General features: G+C 45.9%; 18 protein-coding genes. 7 read left to right on the top strand and 11 right to left on the bottom strand.

Annotated features, from left to right (window positions below):
* Positions 1–14: 14 nt before the first annotated feature.
* Positions 15–677 carry a lytic transglycosylase domain-containing protein gene (locus tag KHN79_RS15085; protein ID WP_182010312.1) on the top strand — a complete coding sequence of 221 codons (663 nt, stop codon included), beginning with the start codon at positions 15–17 and terminating at the stop codon, positions 675–677.
* Between the two features lie 402 nt (positions 678–1,079).
* On the opposite strand, the gene KHN79_RS15080 is transcribed toward KHN79_RS15085, so the two are convergent.
* Positions 1,080–1,598 carry an NUDIX hydrolase gene (locus KHN79_RS15080; RefSeq protein WP_182010245.1) on the bottom strand — a complete coding sequence of 173 codons (519 nt, stop codon included), beginning with the start codon at positions 1,596–1,598 and terminating at the stop codon, positions 1,080–1,082.
* 251 nt (positions 1,599–1,849) lie between these two features.
* Between KHN79_RS15080 and KHN79_RS15075 the strand changes: the two genes are divergently transcribed.
* Together KHN79_RS15075 and KHN79_RS15070 are read left to right on the top strand one after the other, a co-directional pair.
* Complete coding sequence (locus KHN79_RS15075) at positions 1,850–2,095, top strand: DUF333 domain-containing protein (protein WP_182010246.1); 246 nt, start codon at positions 1,850–1,852, stop codon at positions 2,093–2,095.
* Positions 2,096–2,312: 217 nt separating this feature from the next.
* Positions 2,313–2,993, top strand: a complete 681-nt coding sequence (locus tag KHN79_RS15070; protein WP_182010247.1) for a hypothetical protein — start codon at positions 2,313–2,315, stop codon at positions 2,991–2,993.
* Here the strand turns inward: KHN79_RS15070 and KHN79_RS15065 are convergent.
* The gene (locus KHN79_RS15065; RefSeq protein WP_182010313.1) at positions 2,959–3,807 is read right to left on the bottom strand and encodes a YdcF family protein; all 849 of its coding nucleotides are present in this window, start codon (positions 3,805–3,807) and stop codon (positions 2,959–2,961) included. The genes KHN79_RS15070 and KHN79_RS15065 overlap by 35 nt on opposite strands.
* 147 nt (positions 3,808–3,954) lie before the next feature.
* Here KHN79_RS15065 and KHN79_RS15060 point away from each other — a divergent pair, with 147 nt between their 5' ends.
* Complete coding sequence (locus KHN79_RS15060; RefSeq protein WP_182010248.1) at positions 3,955–5,325, top strand: L-serine ammonia-lyase; 1,371 nt, start codon at positions 3,955–3,957, stop codon at positions 5,323–5,325.
* Positions 5,326–5,394: 69 nt separating this feature from the next.
* Here the strand turns inward: KHN79_RS15060 and KHN79_RS15055 are convergent, their stop codons facing one another.
* From KHN79_RS15055 to KHN79_RS15015, 9 genes are all read right to left on the bottom strand, one after another.
* On the bottom strand, positions 5,395–6,264 hold the full coding sequence (locus KHN79_RS15055) for a LysR substrate-binding domain-containing protein (RefSeq protein WP_182010249.1): 870 nt from the start codon (positions 6,262–6,264) through the stop codon (positions 5,395–5,397).
* Positions 6,265–6,428: 164 nt separating this feature from the next.
* Positions 6,429–7,553 carry a carboxypeptidase family protein gene (locus tag KHN79_RS15050; protein WP_182010250.1) on the bottom strand — a complete coding sequence of 375 codons (1,125 nt, stop codon included), beginning with the start codon at positions 7,551–7,553 and terminating at the stop codon, positions 6,429–6,431.
* A gap of 112 nt (positions 7,554–7,665) precedes the next feature.
* Positions 7,666–9,066, bottom strand: coding sequence for an FAD-dependent oxidoreductase (locus KHN79_RS15045; RefSeq protein ID WP_182010251.1), 1,401 nt, complete (start codon positions 9,064–9,066; stop codon positions 7,666–7,668).
* A gap of 235 nt (positions 9,067–9,301) precedes the next feature.
* Complete coding sequence (locus tag KHN79_RS15040) at positions 9,302–9,658, bottom strand: DUF3316 domain-containing protein (RefSeq protein WP_182010252.1); 357 nt, start codon at positions 9,656–9,658, stop codon at positions 9,302–9,304.
* 273 nt (positions 9,659–9,931) lie between these two features.
* Positions 9,932–10,834, bottom strand: a complete 903-nt coding sequence (locus tag KHN79_RS15035) for a multidrug transporter (protein ID WP_182010253.1) — start codon at positions 10,832–10,834, stop codon at positions 9,932–9,934.
* A gap of 67 nt (positions 10,835–10,901) precedes the next feature.
* Positions 10,902–11,606 (bottom strand): phosphonate utilization transcriptional regulator PhnR, encoded by a 705-nt coding sequence (gene phnR, locus KHN79_RS15030; RefSeq protein ID WP_182010254.1) that lies wholly within the window; start codon positions 11,604–11,606, stop codon positions 10,902–10,904.
* Positions 11,607–11,615: 9 nt separating this feature from the next.
* The gene (locus KHN79_RS15025) at positions 11,616–13,340 is read right to left on the bottom strand and encodes a putative 2-aminoethylphosphonate ABC transporter permease subunit (RefSeq protein WP_182010255.1); all 1,725 of its coding nucleotides are present in this window, start codon (positions 13,338–13,340) and stop codon (positions 11,616–11,618) included.
* Between the two features lie 8 nt (positions 13,341–13,348).
* Positions 13,349–14,467, bottom strand: a complete 1,119-nt coding sequence (locus KHN79_RS15020; protein WP_182010256.1) for a putative 2-aminoethylphosphonate ABC transporter ATP-binding protein — start codon at positions 14,465–14,467, stop codon at positions 13,349–13,351.
* 209 nt (positions 14,468–14,676) lie between these two features.
* Positions 14,677–15,687 carry a putative 2-aminoethylphosphonate ABC transporter substrate-binding protein gene (locus KHN79_RS15015; RefSeq protein WP_182010314.1) on the bottom strand — a complete coding sequence of 337 codons (1,011 nt, stop codon included), beginning with the start codon at positions 15,685–15,687 and terminating at the stop codon, positions 14,677–14,679.
* A 266-nt stretch (positions 15,688–15,953) separates the two neighbouring features.
* On the opposite strand from KHN79_RS15015, the gene phnW reads away from it, so the two are divergent.
* From phnW to phnX, 3 genes are read left to right on the top strand one after another with little or no spacing between them, the layout of a single operon-like run.
* Entirely contained in the window at positions 15,954–17,078 is a 1,125-nt protein-coding gene (phnW, locus tag KHN79_RS15010) for a 2-aminoethylphosphonate--pyruvate transaminase (protein ID WP_182010257.1), read from the top strand.
* A gap of 10 nt (positions 17,079–17,088) precedes the next feature.
* Positions 17,089–18,483 carry an aspartate aminotransferase family protein gene (locus KHN79_RS15005; protein ID WP_182010258.1) on the top strand — a complete coding sequence of 465 codons (1,395 nt, stop codon included), beginning with the start codon at positions 17,089–17,091 and terminating at the stop codon, positions 18,481–18,483.
* Between the two features lie 54 nt (positions 18,484–18,537).
* Positions 18,538–19,353: a phosphonoacetaldehyde hydrolase gene (gene phnX / locus KHN79_RS15000; protein WP_182010259.1), complete on the top strand. Its 816-nt coding sequence runs from the start codon at positions 18,538–18,540 to the stop codon at positions 19,351–19,353.
* Positions 19,354–19,410 lie beyond the last annotated feature (57 nt).

The raw sequence follows: 19,410 nt of genomic DNA, 5'->3' as shown, positions 1-19,410 counted from the left end.
TGCTTATTACGGTAATGTTGCTTTTCTTGTCGTCATTTTGTCAGGCGAAACCTAGCAATAAAGATATTCAGCAGCAATATCAGGTTTTAGCGCCATACAAAACTCAGATCGCTAAGCGTCTCGACTCTGTCAGCCCGACTCTGGATCATATATCACAACAGTTAAAGCAGAGATCGCTACCTAACAGCCTCATTTTGGTACCTATGCTGGAGTCCTCTTACAACCCGCAGGCGGTTTCACACGCGAATGCGGCTGGCCTGTGGCAACTGATTCCCGCCACAGCCGTTCGGTTCGGATTGAAGGTAGACTCAAATAAAGATGAACGCTTTGACACAAAAGCAAGTACAGGAGCGGCATTGGACTACCTGTCATTTTTATACAAGAAATTTGATCAAAATATTTCTCTCACTCTTGCTGCGTACAATGCAGGTGAAGGACGTGTGGCCCGTGCTATTAAAAAAGCAGGAACAAGTAATTTCCAGCAGCTCAGGTTACCCCAGGAGACTCGGCAGTACGTCAACCGCTTTCATGCATTGTTGCAGTTAATAGATATGCCTAAACCTAACTTTAAGTCCAATGGGAATTCATTCCAGCCGCGTTTCTTGTTTGCTAATGAAAATCATAACCCCAAACCGCTCATCGACTTTAGTCGACTTCCGCCGCTGGTAAATCTATGACAAAAAGAAATAAAAGCCAAAATGTCATAACACCTTCAATTTCGTAAGTTAACCTCAAAAAATTTAAAAACTCGTGATCTTGATACAATCTTGTGCATAAAAATTCAGGTATTCTATCTCAAAGTTAAGAAAGAGCAGTGGTTTACTGATAGTTATCCAATTTGTACTTGCTATTGGATAGATATGCATCTCAACACAGGTGAAAAACAACAATTAGACCAAATAATCATTTACACACCAAAGATAAAACGGCTATTGTTCTACTAATTTGAAGACAAATTAAAAATATCGAGATGACGCTTCGCTTGCGCGTCTGGAGTAAGTCCGAGTTCCGGGGGGGAGCTCGGACTTTTTTTATGACTTTTTTATAAAAGAAACTTTGGTGAGCTTTTTATATAAAAATCACATCAGCTCTTTGGCGATCAGGTGCAATAAAAAGGTTTCCCTCTCAATGCTCATCCCTTTTTTCGGGCTTTCAGCCATCGTTTTCTCGTTATGAGCAATCGCATCATGGATATTCATCCACACTGGACGCATACCGTTTTTTACTTCGTAATCTTCATAGGCAGTCTCACCTAAATCACGATCTATTTTACAGGTATAGCAGTACGAGATCATATGCATCACATCAGCGTCATCTTTGTACCAGGGACGAAACTCTTCAAAAAGACCAAATGGCTTGATACCGTGGATGTTCTTTGCTCCGGTTTCTTCTTCTAGCTCCCGGACCAATCCGGCAATCACATCCTCACCATCATCAATACCACCGCCGGGTAATGTGTAATCATGGTATCGCTCAGTATAGAGCAGCAACACATCTTCTCCGTCCAGTACAATGGCACGCGTAGCATTACGCTTGAAAATAATTTTGTCGTCTAAATGGTCGATATCCGGATGAATAGTTGATTTTAAGTGTCTCATCGAGAATTCCGTTACAGGTGCTTTGCGCGAATCATACCGAAATAAGAGTTTAATAGAAATCTGAGTACATTCGTTATGTTCAACTGTTACCAATAAACGGCTGGTAACACAACCCTGGTTAACCTAACTAACAAAGGGAGTGATTATATGAATCTATACGCTCTTCATAGTTTTGACATTGGTAAAACAATGTTCCGCGAAAGTTACCTATAATCAATACAATACTCGCCCACCCGATGCGGAGATTTAGAATGAAAAAGACAAATTTAATGATGGCTATGGCAGTGACAGCAGTACTTTCTGGTTGTTCCTCATACGATACTGAGTACACCTCCGCAGCTAATCCAGCTTCTGTTTACTGTGTACAGCAAGGTGGTGAACTCGAAACCTTTACAGAAAACGGTGGCCGCGTGACTTACTGTGTATTCTCTGAAGACGAACGTGTTGAACAGTGGCAATACTACCGTGACAACCACCAGGAAGGTGAAGATTACTAGGGTCTGTTGACCTTTCGCGCTAATATTTTGCGAACAAGGAGCCTGACTAATGGCTCCTTTTTTTGTTTTTGTCGTTGCCTGTTTATTATCCATTCAGTGTAGACCCTTTGACACTCCTGACATTTCCATGACATAACTTTCCAACTGGACAATAAAATCCGAGACCAATATCACATAAATTCACGGTTTTTCCACATTTCTGGAGCAGGTGGTCAAGATGAAAGTACAAACAGTCAAAGAAACTGAATCGACACAAACGAACGTCATCGCAGATGAATCAAAGCAGATCATCTACCGAGCTTGCTTAAGTGCTTTAATGATTGTCGCCATCAGTATCGTCGTTAATCTGAGTATCCGTATCGACTACGTTGTTCTCGGCTCAAACCTTGGTGAAACATCAATAACTGAAACCCTGCAATTAACCATGCTGGCTATTGCAGCCTGGTCTTTTTTCAGCCTTGCAAAACAAGTTTCTGAAGTAAAACACGCTGCAGTCTTAATCTCAGGCTTTTTTGCCGTACTAATGATCCGGGAAATGGATTACTGGATGGATATGATTCATCATGGCTCCTGGGTGTTCCCGGCTCTTACGGTAACAGCCCTGGCTTGTGCTAAAGCGTATCAGGGTGGTAAAGGAACAGTAAATGAGATGGCAGACATCTTACGTGTTCCACATATGAAGCTTTTAATAGGCTCAGTGGTGCTATTGCTTGTTTTCTCGCGTCTTTACGGCATGGGTAGCTTCTGGCGCCATGTTATGGACGAAAGCTACATCCGTGACGTCAAAAACATTTCGGAAGAAGGTATTGAGCTACTTTGCTACAGCTTAATCGCATTGAGTGCTTTCCGTACCCGCCGTGAGATCAAAGTAAACCGTCAGGATCAACAGCTCGGTTAAGCAAAGTCAATACAGGATGTAGTCTGTCCAGCGCTTGTTTCGCCAAGTCCACACTGTTATCAGAGGCCGTCATTGTGATGGCCTCTTTCATTTCCTCTATTTGCTGCTGAATTTCTATCTCCAGAGGTAGCATCTGCAGTTGATCTATTGCACTCTGAGCAATACGTAAAGATTGCGCTTTTACACCGGTTAAATCTCGCCTGAACACGCCATTGGTCACACCTTCCAAATAGACCCGGTAAGTCGTCAGTTCATCAAGCTGCAAAAACGCCTCCGCTAATGCTCCCTTGTGAGGGTATGGAACGCTGATATGTTGACCAATATCTAATGGAATACTAAGCTCAAGCCCCATCAAAGCGCAGCGTGATTTAAGTACTCTTAACAAACCTTGTTCATCCATTAAGGTTTGAATTTCGATGATTCTCTCCAGATGGTAATCATTGGAAAGCAGTGTCACATTAACCGGTGTTTGAGAGGGCAATGAGGATTGAAACAAGCTGCTATTACACAATATTTCAGCGGTATTCTGCATGTTTTGAATCGTGTTGAGAGAGCGGTTTTCGAGCAAAATACGATTTTCGGGAAATGGCTTCCGCAACGATGCATTAAGTGTTCTGAAATAACGAAACATGGCATCCGCTTCAGCAATGCTTTGTCCCTCTGTCTTACCTCCACAGAAAACAATTGCAGTATTGTTCACAGGCATTGATTCAAGAGCATCTGCCAGAGCGCCCACCCTCGAAGTACCTTCGTTACTTAAGTGATTGTTTATAAGCCTTTTGCCAAGGACAATGACCACATTGTCTAACGTCATACCAAATTCTCTCCATTGGCTGCATAGCGTGTGGGTTGGCAAATAAATAAAAATCTTCTTTGCCAAGCGCCTTCCAGGCTTTAACATCTACTTAACAGCCATACTCTAGAGACCTATAAAAAGGTCCAGTACTAAAGGAAGTTAATTATGCTGTCGATTTTCGATATATTTAAGGTCGGTGTTGGTCCTTCAAGTTCCCACACCAACGGTCCGATGCTCGCCGGGTTCAACTTTACTCAATTACTTCAGGACTCTATGGCGAAAGTACATAGGGTGCAAGTCGATCTGTATGGCTCGTTATCGTTGACGGGCAGAGGTCACCATACGGACAGAGCGACCGTTCTGGGTCTGATGGGCAATAAACCCGACACCATCAAAATGACCAGCGCGAAGAGCGCACTACAGCATACTATTGAGAACCATACCCTGTTGTTAGCGGGTACGCGTGAAATTACCTTTAGCTACGATCATGATATCGTTTTCCACAGCGACAACCTTCCTTTGCATGAAAACGGCATGACGATTACCGCACTGGATGAATCCGGAGAAACCATCGCTTTTGAGATTTATTATTCTATCGGCGGTGGCTTTATTGCGACAGCAGACGAATTAGAAAATGGCACTCAACAAACAGAAGTTGATGTTCCTTATCCGTTCTCTTCTGCGGACGAAATGCTTGAAAAAGCGGAAGCGAATGGTTTTAGTCTGGGGGGGATGATCCTTCAGAACGAATTAGCCTTCCGTGAAGAAGAAGAGATCAACCAGAGAGCCGAGCAGATCTGGAAAGTCATGTCACTGTGCATGCAGCGCGGGTTTGATACTGAAGGTATTCTGGAAGGCGGACTTAATGTAACTCGCCGTGCCCCGAACCTGTTGAAAAAACTCGAAGCAAATGCCGCTATTGAAAATGATCCGATGGAGATCATGGACTGGATTAACCTGTTCGCTTTTGCCGTGAGTGAAGAAAATGCGGCAGGCGGGCAAGTGGTTACCTCGCCGACAAACGGCGCGGCTGGCGTTATACCTGCAGTATTGATGTACTACCACCGCTTTATAAAAGAGCTCGATATAAAGCAACTCAAAGACTTTATTGCTGTGGCGGGAGCAATCGGTATTTTGTACAAAACCAATGCTTCTATATCCGGCGCTGAGGTTGGTTGCCAGGGCGAGGTAGGCGTATCTTCTTCGATGGCTGCTGCGGGCTTAACGGCTTTGCGTGGCGGTAGTAATGAGCAAATTTGTATCGCGGCTGAGATTGCAATGGAACACTCGCTCGGTATGACTTGTGACCCGATTGGCGGGTTGGTTCAGGTACCTTGTATCGAAAGAAACGCAATGGGTGCAATGAAAGCAATAAATGCTTCGCGCATGGCGTTAAAGAGAACCAGTAAGTGCCTAATTTCTCTTGATAAAGTTATCGACACCATGTATCAAACGGGTAAAGACATGAACAGAAAATACCGTGAAACCTCACTGGGCGGCTTGGCGCTGATCCATATGGCACCACCATGTGAATAAACTCAGTTCATCCTCTGATCCTAAAATACCGCGCTGGTCGCGGTATTTTTCATATTGGAACCTTTTTACTCAGAGGCTTTGAATGAGCCACTGAGTAAAAGCGCGCACGTGCGGCTTCTCTCCGTTTCTTACAATCATCCTGTGCGCTCCCTGACTTGGCATACTCCAACTGCCGATTGGTACTAGTGTCCCTTGCTCCAGTTCGTCCTCTACCAGAAAATCTCTCACCAAAAGCACACCCAATTGATTAACCGCAGCCTGAATCGCAAGTAATGAGTGCTCAAACACAGCAACAGGCTTGATGACCTTTCCCTGATAGCCTTGATATTCAAACCATGTTAGCCACGTTTCGTGATATCCACCGGTGCAGAGTTTAGGTACGAGAGCAAGATCAGCCAGCTCAGTAATGGAATTTAGCTGGAGAAAACCAGGGCTAGCCACAACAATCCAATTTTCTTTGGTTAACTGAATTGAGTCCTGGGAATGCCAGTCCCCGTAACCATTAATGACTTCCACATCTGCAACAGCGCTGGCATTCGGTACCACACTCGCCGTTGTTGATATTTTTAATCTCACGTCAGGATACTGGCGATGAAAATCTGCCAACCTGGGTATCAACCATTGTGAGCAAAAACTGTGGGCAACATGCAAATTAAGCAGAGCCGGTGTTTGCTGAGCAAACAGATGTTGCGTAGCAGCAGACAATGTCTGAAAAACATGGCTGACAACGGGTAAATATTCTTTGGCGGCTTGGGTTAAAAGGAGTTGGGTGCCCTTACGCTCAAATAACGTTGCGCCAAGTTGAGCTTCCAGAGATTTAACCTGCTGACTGACTGCGGCTCGGGTGACATTCAGCTCTTCTGCGGCTTTCGTAAAGCTGAGCAGTCTGGCGGTAGCCTCAAATGCTTTAAGAGAGTTTAAGGGTGGCAGGTTTTGCATAGCAATCTCCGGTTAACTTTAGTCAATGATAGTATGAAAAAACCATGACAAGTTAATGGAAAGACTGCCGAATACTCCAATTAGACAGACAAATAATCAAAAAAGCAGCCCATCATTGATGGGCTGCTTATAATCTGACTAAACATTTTAGATTTAAGGAAGTTTTAAATCTTGTCCGTAACCGCTAAAGTTGCTGCCAACATGTCCTGACCAAATAAAACACTGCGTTCAGGCGACCATCCGTACAGCGGATCCGGATGGTTGTTATTGTCTTTAAATGGCATCTCAATCGTGTAAGACAAACACTTAAACTGCTCCGCAACCCAATTAGAGCCAACCGTTAGGTTCGCTTTGCCCGGCTCATCTTTATCGTAACCGACTTCGTCCTGAAACTCTGGCGTAATGGTCAGTAGTGCCTGCTTGAAAGCATTCTCTAATGCGGCCAGTTCCTCGTTGTAAGAAGGAATACCTTCTGAGCCCGCGACAAAGTTATACGGAAGCGCTTCATCACCATGTACATCCAGGAACATATCGACACCAGTTTCCAGCATGCGCTGACGAACTAAGAATACTTCCGGGCTTTTTTCCATTGACGGAGTCTGCCACTCACGGTTCAGGTTTACACCCACCGCGTTGGTACGTAAATGGCCTCGAACACCACCGTCCGGGTTCATGTTCGGTACAACGTAAAGCACTGCTTTCTCTAAAAGGGCACGTGCTACCGTATCATTTTCATCCAGCAAACGCTGAATCATGCCTTCCATGAACCACTCTGCCATGGTCTCACCCGGGTGTTGACGAGCAATCATCCAGATCTTCTTTTTACCTTCTTCTGGCTCACCAAAAATCAGCAAGCTCATGTCATGCCCATCAATGGTGTGACCCAGTGTTTCCAGCTGACAATGATGCGCACTTTGTGCCATGTGTAAAAGGTCAAGATGGCGGTCATACGTGTAAGGCGCAAAGTAAGCAAAGTAGATAGAACTGCGCTCCGGAATAACAGTAAACGTTAATGTATCGCCATCAAACTCAGCAGGGATACGGAACCATTCTTCACGATCGTAAGACGCAACCACATCGTAGCCTTGCCACCCCTCTGGGTAAGCAGATTTGGCCAGTTCCAGCAGTTTGATGGTGTGCGACTGCTCGGCTTCGGTTTCTAAACGAAAGTGGAACCATTGGTAGAATTCCGACATGTTGTCGTTAGGAATTTTAAGTTGGATGTCGTTTTTATCATCCGCTTTTACTACGTGAATGCTACCGCTGTCGAAGTTGCTGAATATTTTCATTCTGTTATTCACCTTTTGAATCTGAGCTTGAAAGATAAAGGCTAACACAAGGCCAGAAGGCACCCTATTACTTTCACATTAAACTTAATTAGTTGTGGCTAAATTAATCAGTTTAATCGAGCTTATCAGCCTTGCCAGCTGGTCCTGCAAGTTTTGCCAGCCACCTGTCCCATATCCAGGCATTCTGCTCGTCATCTTCGGCAGCTTCTTTACGCCGAACTGCATTACGCACTGTCATAGCGCCAATCCAACGTAAAGGTTCTGGCGGAAAATGGCCCAGCGGGCCTTTAGCCAAACCGCTGCGGGTCCAGTTATTGTCTAGACCAAGCACCATTGAAGACAGTATTTTCCCGCCCATCCGTGTCTGAGCAACGCCATTACCAGAATAACCAAATCCATAAAAAATATTAGCCTGGTTATCCAGCAGGCCAAAAAACGGAAAGCCGGTTGCAGAGCGGTCAGATCCTCCGGTCCATGAGTAATCAAACTCGCTTCCCTTGAGACGAGGAAATAGCTTGTCGAAAGACTTCCGCAGCAGGCTTTGATAATGAGTCGGCTTACCAAACATAGTGTCGACCCGGTTATTAAAGGAAAACTGGTTACCGCCTTTTCCGAGCATCAGGCGGCCATCGGGTGTATCACGATAGTAATGAACGAAAACACGCGAATCCAGAACACTAGAACCAGTTTTCCAACCGGATTGCTCCAACGCACAGCCCAAAGGTTTGGTGATCACCATATCAGAAGAAACCACCACGATGCTGTTCCTGAACTGCTTAAACTGCTCAACCATCCAGGCATTCAGCGCCAAGACGACCTGACTTGCCTTAATGTTTGCTTTAGGTGTGACAACCTTTGCTGGCTGTCCGTATTCCAGCTTTACCATTGGTGTATTTTCGTATATCTCAACCCCCATATCCAAAGCGACTCGGCGTAAACCTCTGGCGAGCAGTGCTGGCTGAACACTGGCTGCAACAGGTGAGTGGAAGCCTTCTAAATTGCGCTCAGACCCCGTATTCTCAAGTAACTCATTCGCGCGGCACTGACGCCAGCTATTCACGCCTAGCCGTGTTAACTCATCGACCACAGGCTGCATCACGCCTGCCTGGGCCTGGTTAGTCGCCGTGTAGTACACTCCTTTCAGCGACAACTGAGCATCAATATCATGACATCGACAAAATTCGTCAATTTCCAGTACAGCCTGCTCTGATTCTTTGACTAACCAGGCAGCTTGTTGTTCGCCAAAAAGACGCTTTAGGGTCGGAAACTTGGTCGACCAGGTCAGCATACAACCACCATTCGCGCCCGAAGCCCCGCTCCCACACAAACCTTTTTCTATCACGGTAATACGCTTTTCCGGTGATTGTTGCCTGAGCATGATGGCAGTCCAGAGTCCAGTGAATCCCCCTCCAACAATTAAAACATCAGTATCTATATCATTGTGTAGCGCGGCAGCAGGTTGAGGTTTTTCGCTTTCAAGCGCTTGCTTAAACCAGAATGAAGGGTGAGACATTACGAATCCTTTGCTATCAGTAGTAGAGGCGAATAAATAAGCTTTGTGTCCACTTTACAAACGATGCGTATTTTCAACGAGCAAGAAAATCTAACTCAGTGCGATAGAAAGCGTTACCTAACAGTGGAATATTGAATGCTGTTTGGGGCAGGAAAACGGGGGATATCATCCCCCGCCATGTCATGAAAGTTTAGGTAGTCAAACTAATTCTTTCTGTTGGATTCAATTGGATGGGTTAATACCTACCTTCGTGCATGCGATATGATACTTCCAAATTCAATACAGGCTGGTACCCCATCTGACCGTTAGATTGCAGAAACTCCTCGATGGTTACTGTAGACTCTGTAATAGAGACTGATTTGCGATCAACATATTTAGCTTTGTTAGTGAATTCATCACGCAACTCGCCAGGAGTCATACTTTGGTAGTCTTGCATCATTTCACGGCCCATGTTGTAAGCCATGTCTTCACTAGCCACGACATCACCGAGTACGGTTTCTGTTTCGTGTGTCCATTCATACCCACCTGCTGTTACAAAAGTAGGTGCAGCAGTTAAAGCGATAATACTTGCTAAAGTAATTAAGCGTTTCATATACCTCTCCTTACTTACCTTAATTGTCGGGCAGATTACTACCCGTCCTCTTAAACATACGTAGAGAGAGCGAAATTGGTCAGATTTAATTTCGAAGTAACAAACGAGAATTTTCAGCCGGATAATCAGGCATAATCCAGGCTTATTTTATGCAGGAAAAAAATTTCTGCCGGATCTGAGCATTACCCGCATTTACAAAAAAAAACGTGTTACAACTCAAAATATCTAGCGTCCTTTTTATAGCTTTAACGAATTAAATATAACCAAAAACTCTTAAGTAAAAGTAAGGATCAGTCCCGAAAGTATTAGTACTACCCCACCTACCCGGGTGAAATACCACTTCTCAGAGAGCAGCCATATCCCCATCAGCAAACCGAAGACAATACTAATTTGACGTAACGCAACCACCAGGCTGACGTTTTCTGTCATCGTCATCGCAAACAGCACCATACCGTAAGTCGTTGCCATCATAACGCCTGCCATACCCGCGCTTTTTCTGATTTGCCAAGCCGTGTTAATCTCGTGAAGGTTACCAGTGCACAAACACCACATCAGCACCGGTAAGCCAATCGCCCAGAACTGGGCACCAAGATAAAAGATTGCACTGTATTTATCACTCAGGGTTACAGACACTTGCTGCGAGATCAGGCTCAGAGCTTCTTTGTCCACCACAGAGTAACCCGTTGTACCAAGTGCTGCGATAAACGCCCAGAAGACACCAACATTCAGGTAAGCTGCTACCGTCACCTGACGCAGTTGAGTCAAGGGCACCAAAATACAGCCGCAGGTGATCAACGCAAAACCGATCCATTGCTGTAGCGAAAGCTCATGGCCTAACGCAACACTGACTGCGCCGACCATCATCACTGGCAGCGCTCTGGCAATCGGGTAAATCACACCAACATCGGCCTGTTTGTAGGCAACAACTAGGCCAATGAGATAAACAATTTGTGCTAACCCGCTAAAGGCCAGCATCGCCCAAAACTCTGTTGGTAATGACATCCAGCCAATTGTAGTCAGATACCAAATCAGATACGGTGTGAGAACTCCGCAGGCGGATAGGCTTGCAGCCATGGTAAATGCCAGCCCAGAGCCCGAGTTACTTTTGCCTAAGATATTCCAGCCCGCATGCAAAACCGCGGAAAATACGACTAATGCAATCGCCAAGAAATCCATTTGTTTTATCCTGCCGGAAAAAATAAAGACTCCGGGATGGAGCCTTTAACGTTGATATAAATGAATATTAGTGATTGAGTTCTGCCACCGACTCGATACTAATTGCATCATGTCGCCAATACTCGATATCGCAGTCAATCAATTCTCCGTGCTGATTGTAGTTAGTGCGCTCAACAACCATTGCAGGCGTACCTGATGTAGCTCGCAGAGCCTGAGCCACGTCACCTAACAGAGAGCTGGTAGAAATTCGGTAACGCGTCTTTTGATACACAACACCAAAGTGCTCGCGATAAATATCGGTAAGCGAGTTGGTGAGATCAAAGCTCAGCAAATTCGGAAACAACTCCGGACGAATATAGTTCGTCACATACACTACGGGTCTGTCTTCTAAATAACGAACACGGTCAACACGATAGACATCCGAAAACGGCTGCAGTTGGAGCAAACGTGCAGACTGCTTATTCGCCAGCGTGCCCTTTGCACCAATCAGCTCTGTTTTTGGTACGCGGTTCTGCGCTTTCGCCATGTTTGGAAAATTCAGCGTTTGAGTAGGGTCGTAGCGCAGTGGCTCCGGAGAGATAAACCAGCCTCTGCGATCTTCACGATAAATACGCCCTTCCGCTTCTAGTAACGACAAGGCTTCACGTAACGTAACCCGTGTCGTGTCGAAAGACTCCGCCAGTTTACGTTCCGCAGGCAGCTTCTGACGTGGCGACAACATGCCCGCCTCAATCTGTTCAACAATCGAATCTTTAATTTTTACGTACTGCACGAATTGTCCTTATCTCTTACGCCAAGCCTGTGTGCGATTTTCTAACAACTTACCCAACGTCATCTGAACGATCTTCGCGATTGCGGCAGACATCATGATCATCACCGCCATCGCAGCAGCGGCTCCCGTCTGACCTGCATCATCCATATTCAGTATCGATACTGAAGCAGGAATAGTATCGGTTGAGTACAGGAATACTACCGCAGAAGTGGTGGTCAATGCATTAACAAACAGGTAGGTCGCAATGTCCAAAATCGCAGGCATACAAACCGGTAAGGTTACTTTAAAAAATAACTTGTACTGAGGCAGGTTGACCGACGCCGCCGTCGCTTCTAATTCTGAAGGAAGTTGCTTCAGGGAGGTTAACGCTGTCATGTGACCAACGGTGTAATAGTGCACCACAGTGTTTATAACCAGAAACGCCATCGTACCGTAAAGCACATTCAACGGGTTATTTACATCGTTAAAATAAAAGATGTACCCCAAACCCAGGACCATACCAGGTACCGCCATCGGAACCACACTCAGCATTTGCATTGCCTGACGGACCGGACCAAACGCGCGGCCTTTCTCGATGCAGTAAGCACCGATGAAAATCACAGCAGTACCGATAACCGCTGTCCAACCAGCCAAAGTGAGTGAGTTAAAGAACGGACTCCACCCATAGGTACTCATTTCTGCAAAGTTGTAATTATTCAGCGTCAGCGCTTTGTTCCATGGCCAGAAAGTCACCAATGAGCCGTAAACCGCCATGCCGAGTACAGCCAGTACCGCGACAGAAATCAGCGAACAGTATAAAAAGCACACTCCGTCACGAGTTTTATTTGGTTCCGGTTGGTAAGCGACCGAGCGGGTATCAAACAAACTCTTTTGCTTTTTTTGAACCCAGCAATCAGCACCAAATGCCATCACCGCAGGGAAAAGCAGCATGATGCTGGTCACCGCCCCCATGGAAAAGTTCTGCTGACCTACGACTTGTTTGAAGATATCCGTCGCCAGAACGTTGTAGCTACCACCGATCACTTTCGGTACACCGAAATCAGTGATCACCAGAGTAAACACAACAATCAGCGTACTGATTAAACCGTATTTTGCCGCAGGTAAAGTCACCATAAAGAACGTTTTCATCGGTGAGGTTTTCAGTGCACGAGCGGCTTCATAAAGACGCGCGTCAGAAGTACGCAGCGATGTGGTGAGGATCATCAGTGCGTGGGGAAAAGTCCAGAAAATAAGCCCCATTGAGATACCGATAACGCCGTACACAGAATGCTCGCCAAGCAAATCTTTCGCCACGCCTTGATTACCAAACAGAAAGATCAAACTGATAGCAGGAAGAAGAGAAGGCGCAAGAATCGGTGCTGTCCCTAAGATTTGAAACAAACCTTTAAACGGCATACATGAGCGAGTCAGAGCGTAAGCATAACCAAATGCCAGTATGCCAACCACCAGAGTCACAACCACACCCAGAGTAAATGTATTACCTACTGACACCCACAAGCTTGAGGAAGAAAAGTAAGTGACAAAGTTGGCCAGCCCGACGAACTCACCATCGCTATTTTGTACACTTTTGGTCAGCATTGCCCACAGTGGCATCAGAATGAACAATACCATCAGGCTCGACAGGCCAGCTAATAAACCAAACAACACGAGGTTGTCACGGCTGATACGCCCCAGAACAGATTTTGCTTTGTCTTGATTAATAAGACTGTTTATCGTCATTATTTTCGCATCCATGTTTGCACCTATGCCGCTAACGCTTTCTTGAAAGCTTTACCCGTTGCAGGGGTGACATAGCCGTGTAAACCCGTTTCAGCAAACTGGATATAACGAACATCGCCGACTCGAATATTGAGGTTCTGCACCGTATCTACCGGTACATCAACAATAACAGGCTTCGCTTGACTGTCATTTTGCAACTCGCAATCCACGCGGAAAAACGCACCTAAAAACTCAGTTGCCGTAACTCTGACAGGCAGCGAATCGCGGTAGTTCTCAACAAATTTGATGCTCTCCGGACGAACGGCCAAGTCAAAGCATTCGCCACGTTGAATCTTACGGTTAGTTAAACCTGGCGCAGGTAACAGCGTCTCTGCAATACGTACCTGAGACTCTGTTACTACTGACGTTTCAATAAAGTTCATGCTGCCGACAAACTCTGCCACAAAGCGCGTAGCCGGTTTTTGGTAAATTTCTTGCGGTGTGCCGACCTGCTCTATCACACCATGATTCATCACCACAATTCTGTCGGCCATGGATAGTGCCTCATCCTGATCATGCGTCACCATGACGGTGGTAATACCTAATTTACGTTGCAACTTACAAATCTCATCACGTAAGTGAACACGCACTTTTGCGTCAAGTGCTGATAATGGTTCATCTAAAAGGAGAAGCCCCGGAGATAAAGCAAGCGCACGCGCTAAAGCGACACGCTGCTGCTGACCGCCAGAAAGCTGGTTCGGGAACTTCTGGCCTGAGGTCGGTAAACCAATCGTTTCCAGCCACTGGTCAACTTTCTCTAATGCTTCATTAGTTGTCATGCCCTGGTTCTTTAAACCAATAGCTATGTTTTCCTGAACCGTCAGATTCGGGAACAGCGCATAAGACTGGAACACAATACCAAAATCACGCTTTTCTGGTGGCAGAAAGGTAATCTCCTGACCGTCTTGAAAAATCGCGCCTGAGGTTGGTAAATCTAGACCGGCGATTGCACGAAGCAGGGTTGTTTTACCGCATCCAGATGGGCCTAAAAAACAAACAAACTCTCCCTTTTGAATAGCCAGCGAGATTTGCTTTAACGCAGTGAACGTTCCGAATTGTTTCACTGCATTTTCAATGTTCAGATAAGGTTGGTTAGTTGACATAACACACTCTCCATTTGGTATATACCAACTTTAATTCTAGTTTATTACGGCTCAATGACAAATTTATAGTCACCAGATGACAAATAGATGAATCCCTTCTAACGATTAAGCGAAAGCAAGTATCACACCAACCCAGTGTTTTCACTTTTCACAGAATGAAAAAAAGGAGAGCTGCTGCTCTCCTTCAGGAATGATGTTTAAGATGATTATTATGACTTTGGCTCTGATTTCGCGTCGAATTTCTCAGACCATGTCGCAAGGATTTCTGCTCGCTTACTGCCCATTTGCGCAAAGTCCATCTGCGCCATGTTGTCTTGAACATTAGGGAAGTTAGATACCGTAGCTTTCACCTCTTTGTGAGCCACTACCGGGTACATTTCTACATAAAGCTCATTAGCAGCTTTCGAGATAGACCAGTCAACCACACGCTTCGCGGCGTCAGATTCTTTCACTAGGCCAACCGCTTCAGATTCCCAGCCGATCCCCTTAGGCGTGATAACAGCCAAAGGTGCGCCCTGAGTTTTCAGCTTCGCGCCACGGCTCGCCATAGAGATACCGATAGCCACTTCGCCCATGCCAGCCTGCACACAAGGCTTAGAGCCAGAATGCGTGTAGTGTGCGATGTTCTTGTCCAGATCACGCATGTAGTTCCATGCTTTATCTTCACCCATGTTTTGCAACCAGGCAGAAACCTGCATGTAGCCAGTGCCAGACGATGCTGGGTTAGGCATTGCAATGTGGCCTTTGTAAACCGGTTTAGTCAGGTCTTCCCATGACGTTGGCTTAGGCAGATTTAGCTGTTTTGCTACCACTTCGTTGAAACAAACCGCATTAAAGAATGCATCGTTACCGAACCAGGCCTGATTGGATTGAGGGTCATTCAGGTTCGCATTAAGCGCTTCAACACCTTTAGGCGTATAAGCCTTTAACAGACCTTCTTCCTTGAGCAGTGCCATTGACGAGCCGGCAAGTCCCCATACGACTTCTGCTTGCGGGTTATTCTTTTCTGCCAGTAACTTAGCAGTCATAATACCAGTAGAATCACGAACCCATTTAACCTCAATATCAGGGTTGTCTTTCTCAAATGCAGATTTGTATTTAGCAAGAATGTCAGTTTCGAAAGCAGTGTAAACCGTCACTTCCTGTGCAGCCATTGCACCTGTAGCGAGCAAAGATACAAGCGTAGCCAACGATCCTTTCATAAAACAGTTTTTCATCATCTTCTCCTGTTGATTTGGCCAAATTTCCATTTTGGTCTGTACCAGTTAACACCTATTACTCTAGTTAGTCAATATGACAAATTCATGTCTGTTAAATGGCTCTTTTGCGAAAGTTCTCGTTAAGTTGGACTTTTTAGTCGCTCTATTTTTGGATATGAAAGTTTTATGAAATTCATTAATCCACTATTTACGAAACTTTTTCATCTTTGCTAAAGTTAGTCTATATTATTGGTATATACCAAATGCAAATTCTAATGGAAATAGAGATGAAAAACGAATACCTACTACTAACTCCTGGCCCATTATCCACTTCTGAAACTGTCCGCGAAGCAATGCTGAAAGACTGGTGTACATGGGATGACGATTACAATAAAGGCATCGTAGAAGTGATCCGCTCGAAACTGGTGAAACTAGCAACCAAACAAGACGGCTACACCAGTGTTTTAATGCAAGGCAGCGGCACCGCTTCAGTAGAAGCAACTATTGGCAGCGCTATTGGTAAAGAAGGCAAACTACTTGTCGTCGATAATGGCGCCTACGGTGCGCGCATCGCGCAACTTGCTGAATATCTTAACATCCCGTGCCATGTCGTCTCCCCTGGTGAAACATCACAGCCACACTTGAACGAGGTGGAAGCTGCATTGGCATCGGATCCTATAATTACTCATGTAGCTATTGTTCACTGTGAGACAACCACAGGCATGTTAAACCCGATTGCAGATGTTGCATCTGTCGCGAAAGCTCACGGAAAAGTCGTGATATTGGATGCTATGTCGAGCTTCGGCGGTATTCCGATGGATATTTCTGATCTCAATATCGACTTTCTGATCAGCTCTGCGAACAAGTGTATTCAAGGCGTACCGGGCTTTGGCTTTGTGATTGCAAAACAGAGTGAACTGGAAAAGTGTAAAGGGCAGGCACGTTCACTCAGCCTGGATCTTTACGACCAGTGGCACTGTATGGAAGTAAACCACGGTAAATGGCGTTTTACTTCACCAACTCACACGGTTCGTGCGTTTTATCAGGCTCTGCTTGAACTGGAACAAGAAGGTGGGATTGAAGCACGTCATCAGCGATACCAAACTAACCAGAAAACTCTGGTTGCGGGCATGCGCTCTCTTGGTTTCGAGCCGCTACTTAATGATGAGCTACATTCGCCGATCATCACTTCTTTTTACTCACCAGTGCACAGCGATTACCAGTTCAAAACCTTCTATACACGTCTGAAAGAGCAAGGCTTCGTGATCTACCCGGGCAAAGTATCCAACGCTGACTGTTTCCGTATAGGCAACATTGGAGAAGTTTATCCGGCTGATATTGAGCGTCTGATCGGTGCAGTGAAAAACGCAATGTACTGGCAAGAAGTACAAGAGCAAGAGCTGACAAACTGAGGTAAGCATCATGACTCAGAATGTAAAACCGCCCCATTTTCGCAGCGAGGGGGACGTCAATACGACGCCCGCTCGCCAGGCATGGAATACCTCAATGGATGATGATCGCACACAAAACTTATTGCAGCGAGATTCAGACGTTTTCCTGCATCAAGCTATGTCTACGCCGTGCCTTGACACGTTGGAAGCAGCGGAAGGTATCTATATACAGGATGCGACGGGCAAAAAGTACATGGACTTCCATGGCAATAACGTCCACCAGCTTGGTTACGGTCATCCGCATGTGATTAAACGGGTGCAGGAGCAAATCGCTAAGTTACCGTTTTCGCCTCGTCGCTTTACCAACGAAACCGCGATTGAGTGTGCTGAAAAGCTCACGCAAATCTGTGGCGGAGAACTAAACCGCGTATTGTTTGCACCGGGCGGGACATCAACAGTCGGTATGGCACTAAAACTCGCGCGTCATATTACAGGTAACTACAAAGTGGTGTCGCTGTGGGATTCATTCCACGGGGCGTCACTGGATGCCATTTCAGTTGGAGGTGAAGCCTGTTTTCGTCATGGTATGGGACCACTGATGGCGGGCGTTGAACGCATTCCTCCAGCGGTATCTTATCGAGGGGCGTTTCCCTTGAATAAAAACGCTGTTAACGATGATAGCGATGTCCACTACGCCGATTATTTGGAATACGTAATTGAGAAAGAAGGCGGCATTGGTGCATTCATCGCGGAAGCGGTGCGCAACACCGATGTGCAAGTGCCAAGTAAAGCCTACTGGAAACGCATTCGTGAAATCTGTGATAAACACAATGTCATGCTGATCATCGACGACATTCCAAATGGTATGGGTCGCAGCGGTGAGTGGTTTACTTACCAAGCTTACGATATTGAGCCGGACATTTTATGTATCGGTAAAGGTCTCGGTGGTGGATTAGTTCCCATTGCGGCTATGGTTACCAAAGACAAATACAACACTGCCGAGCAAATCTCGATGGGGCACTACACCCATGAGAAAAGCCCTATTGGTTGTGCCGCAGCACTTGCGACCATGGAAGTCATCGAGCAAGAAAACCTGCTGGATAAAGCCAAAGCCGACGGCGAATTCATTCATGAAAAACTACTGACGATGAAAGCAAAGTACCCGGTAATTGGTGATATCCGCGGCATCGGCATGTTGTGGGGAGTTGAGCTGGTCACTGACCGTGAAACCAAACAGCGCGCGTTTGATGAGGCAGAAGCTGTGTTGTACCAGTGCCTGAATAACGGCGTGAGCTTTAAAGTATCACAAGGCAACGTGATTCAGCTCAGTCCACCGCTGATCATCACCCGCGAACAACTCACTCAAGCTCTGGCGATCTTTGAAGATGCCATTGCCAAAGTATGTAAAGACTTTAACTACTCGTAACCCAATTTAACCGGAGTACCTCTTGTGCTCTGACATGTAATAAAAGGATTAAACATGAGCAACTCACCAATTCAAGCCGTCATCTTTGATTGGGCTGGCACTATCGTCGACTTCGGTTCATTCGCACCCACCAGCATCTTTGTTGAAGCCTTTAAACAGGGTTTTAATTTTGACATCAACCTTGAAGAAGCGCGCGAACCTATGGGCCTTGGCAAGTGGGAGCACATCCAGGCCGTCGGTCGTATTCCTGCGGTTGATAAACGCTGGAACGAAAAGTTCGGTCGTTCAATGACCAGTGAAGACATAGGTGCGATCTACGCGGCATTTATGCCACTTCAAATTGCCAAAGTCGCTGACCACGCCGAACCGATCCTCAATGCGGTTGACGTAGTGAATGGCCTGAAAGCACAGGGCATTAAAATTGGTTCTTGTTCTGGCTACCCGCGTGAAGTGATGAACGTGCTCATCCCGGTGGCAGCAGATTACGGTTACCAACCTGATTGCGTTATCGCAACCGATGATCTGCCACAAGGCGGACGTCCAGCCCCCTTCATGGCACTGAAAAACGTGATTGAGCTTGGCGTGACAGACGTAAAAGCATGCGTCAAAGTGGACGATTCTGCACCTGGTATCTTTGAAGGTCATAATGCAGGTATGTGGACGGTGGGTCTGCTGCTTTCTGGCAACGAAGCCGGCCTTACATTTGAAGAATACCAAGCGGCTGATAAAGCAACACTAGATAGCGCCCGTGAAAAAGCACGCGCGAAGTTTATCAAGAGTTCACCACATTACCTGATTGACACTATCGCCGATCTGCCAGAGGTAATTGCAGATATCGAGCGACGCCTTGAATCTGGTGAACGCCCGTAGAAAAGATATTTTGGATAGAAAAAACGCCCCACACTTTATCGTGCGGGGCGTTTTACT

The sequence above is a fragment of the Vibrio sp. B1FLJ16 genome, from assembly GCF_905175385.1.
In the GTDB taxonomy this organism is placed as follows: domain Bacteria; phylum Pseudomonadota; class Gammaproteobacteria; order Enterobacterales; family Vibrionaceae; genus Vibrio.
This window is presented reverse-complemented; position numbering and strand designations above follow the sequence as displayed.

Bases quoted from the DNA above. Each gene is read 5' to 3' on its own strand.
- KHN79_RS15085 (WP_182010312.1), top strand. From the start codon at position 15: ATGTTGCTTTTCTTGTCGTCATTTTGTCAGGCGAAACCTAGCAATAAA.
- KHN79_RS15080 (WP_182010245.1), bottom strand. From the start codon at position 1,598: ATGAGACACTTAAAATCAACTATTCATCCGGATATCGACCATTTAGAC.
- KHN79_RS15075 (WP_182010246.1), top strand. From the start codon at position 1,850: ATGAAAAAGACAAATTTAATGATGGCTATGGCAGTGACAGCAGTACTT.
- KHN79_RS15070 (WP_182010247.1), top strand. From the start codon at position 2,313: ATGAAAGTACAAACAGTCAAAGAAACTGAATCGACACAAACGAACGTC.
- KHN79_RS15065 (WP_182010313.1), bottom strand. From the start codon at position 3,807: ATGACGTTAGACAATGTGGTCATTGTCCTTGGCAAAAGGCTTATAAAC.
- KHN79_RS15060 (WP_182010248.1), top strand. From the start codon at position 3,955: ATGCTGTCGATTTTCGATATATTTAAGGTCGGTGTTGGTCCTTCAAGT.
- KHN79_RS15055 (WP_182010249.1), bottom strand. From the start codon at position 6,264: ATGCAAAACCTGCCACCCTTAAACTCTCTTAAAGCATTTGAGGCTACC.
- KHN79_RS15050 (WP_182010250.1), bottom strand. From the start codon at position 7,553: ATGAAAATATTCAGCAACTTCGACAGCGGTAGCATTCACGTAGTAAAA.
- KHN79_RS15045 (WP_182010251.1), bottom strand. From the start codon at position 9,066: ATGTCTCACCCTTCATTCTGGTTTAAGCAAGCGCTTGAAAGCGAAAAA.
- KHN79_RS15040 (WP_182010252.1), bottom strand. From the start codon at position 9,658: ATGAAACGCTTAATTACTTTAGCAAGTATTATCGCTTTAACTGCTGCA.
- KHN79_RS15035 (WP_182010253.1), bottom strand. From the start codon at position 10,834: ATGGATTTCTTGGCGATTGCATTAGTCGTATTTTCCGCGGTTTTGCAT.
- KHN79_RS15025 (WP_182010255.1), bottom strand. From the start codon at position 13,340: ATGGATGCGAAAATAATGACGATAAACAGTCTTATTAATCAAGACAAA.
- KHN79_RS15020 (WP_182010256.1), bottom strand. From the start codon at position 14,467: ATGTCAACTAACCAACCTTATCTGAACATTGAAAATGCAGTGAAACAA.
- KHN79_RS15015 (WP_182010314.1), bottom strand. From the start codon at position 15,687: ATGATGAAAAACTGTTTTATGAAAGGATCGTTGGCTACGCTTGTATCT.
- phnW (WP_182010257.1), top strand. From the start codon at position 15,954: ATGAAAAACGAATACCTACTACTAACTCCTGGCCCATTATCCACTTCT.
- KHN79_RS15005 (WP_182010258.1), top strand. From the start codon at position 17,089: ATGACTCAGAATGTAAAACCGCCCCATTTTCGCAGCGAGGGGGACGTC.
- phnX (WP_182010259.1), top strand. From the start codon at position 18,538: ATGAGCAACTCACCAATTCAAGCCGTCATCTTTGATTGGGCTGGCACT.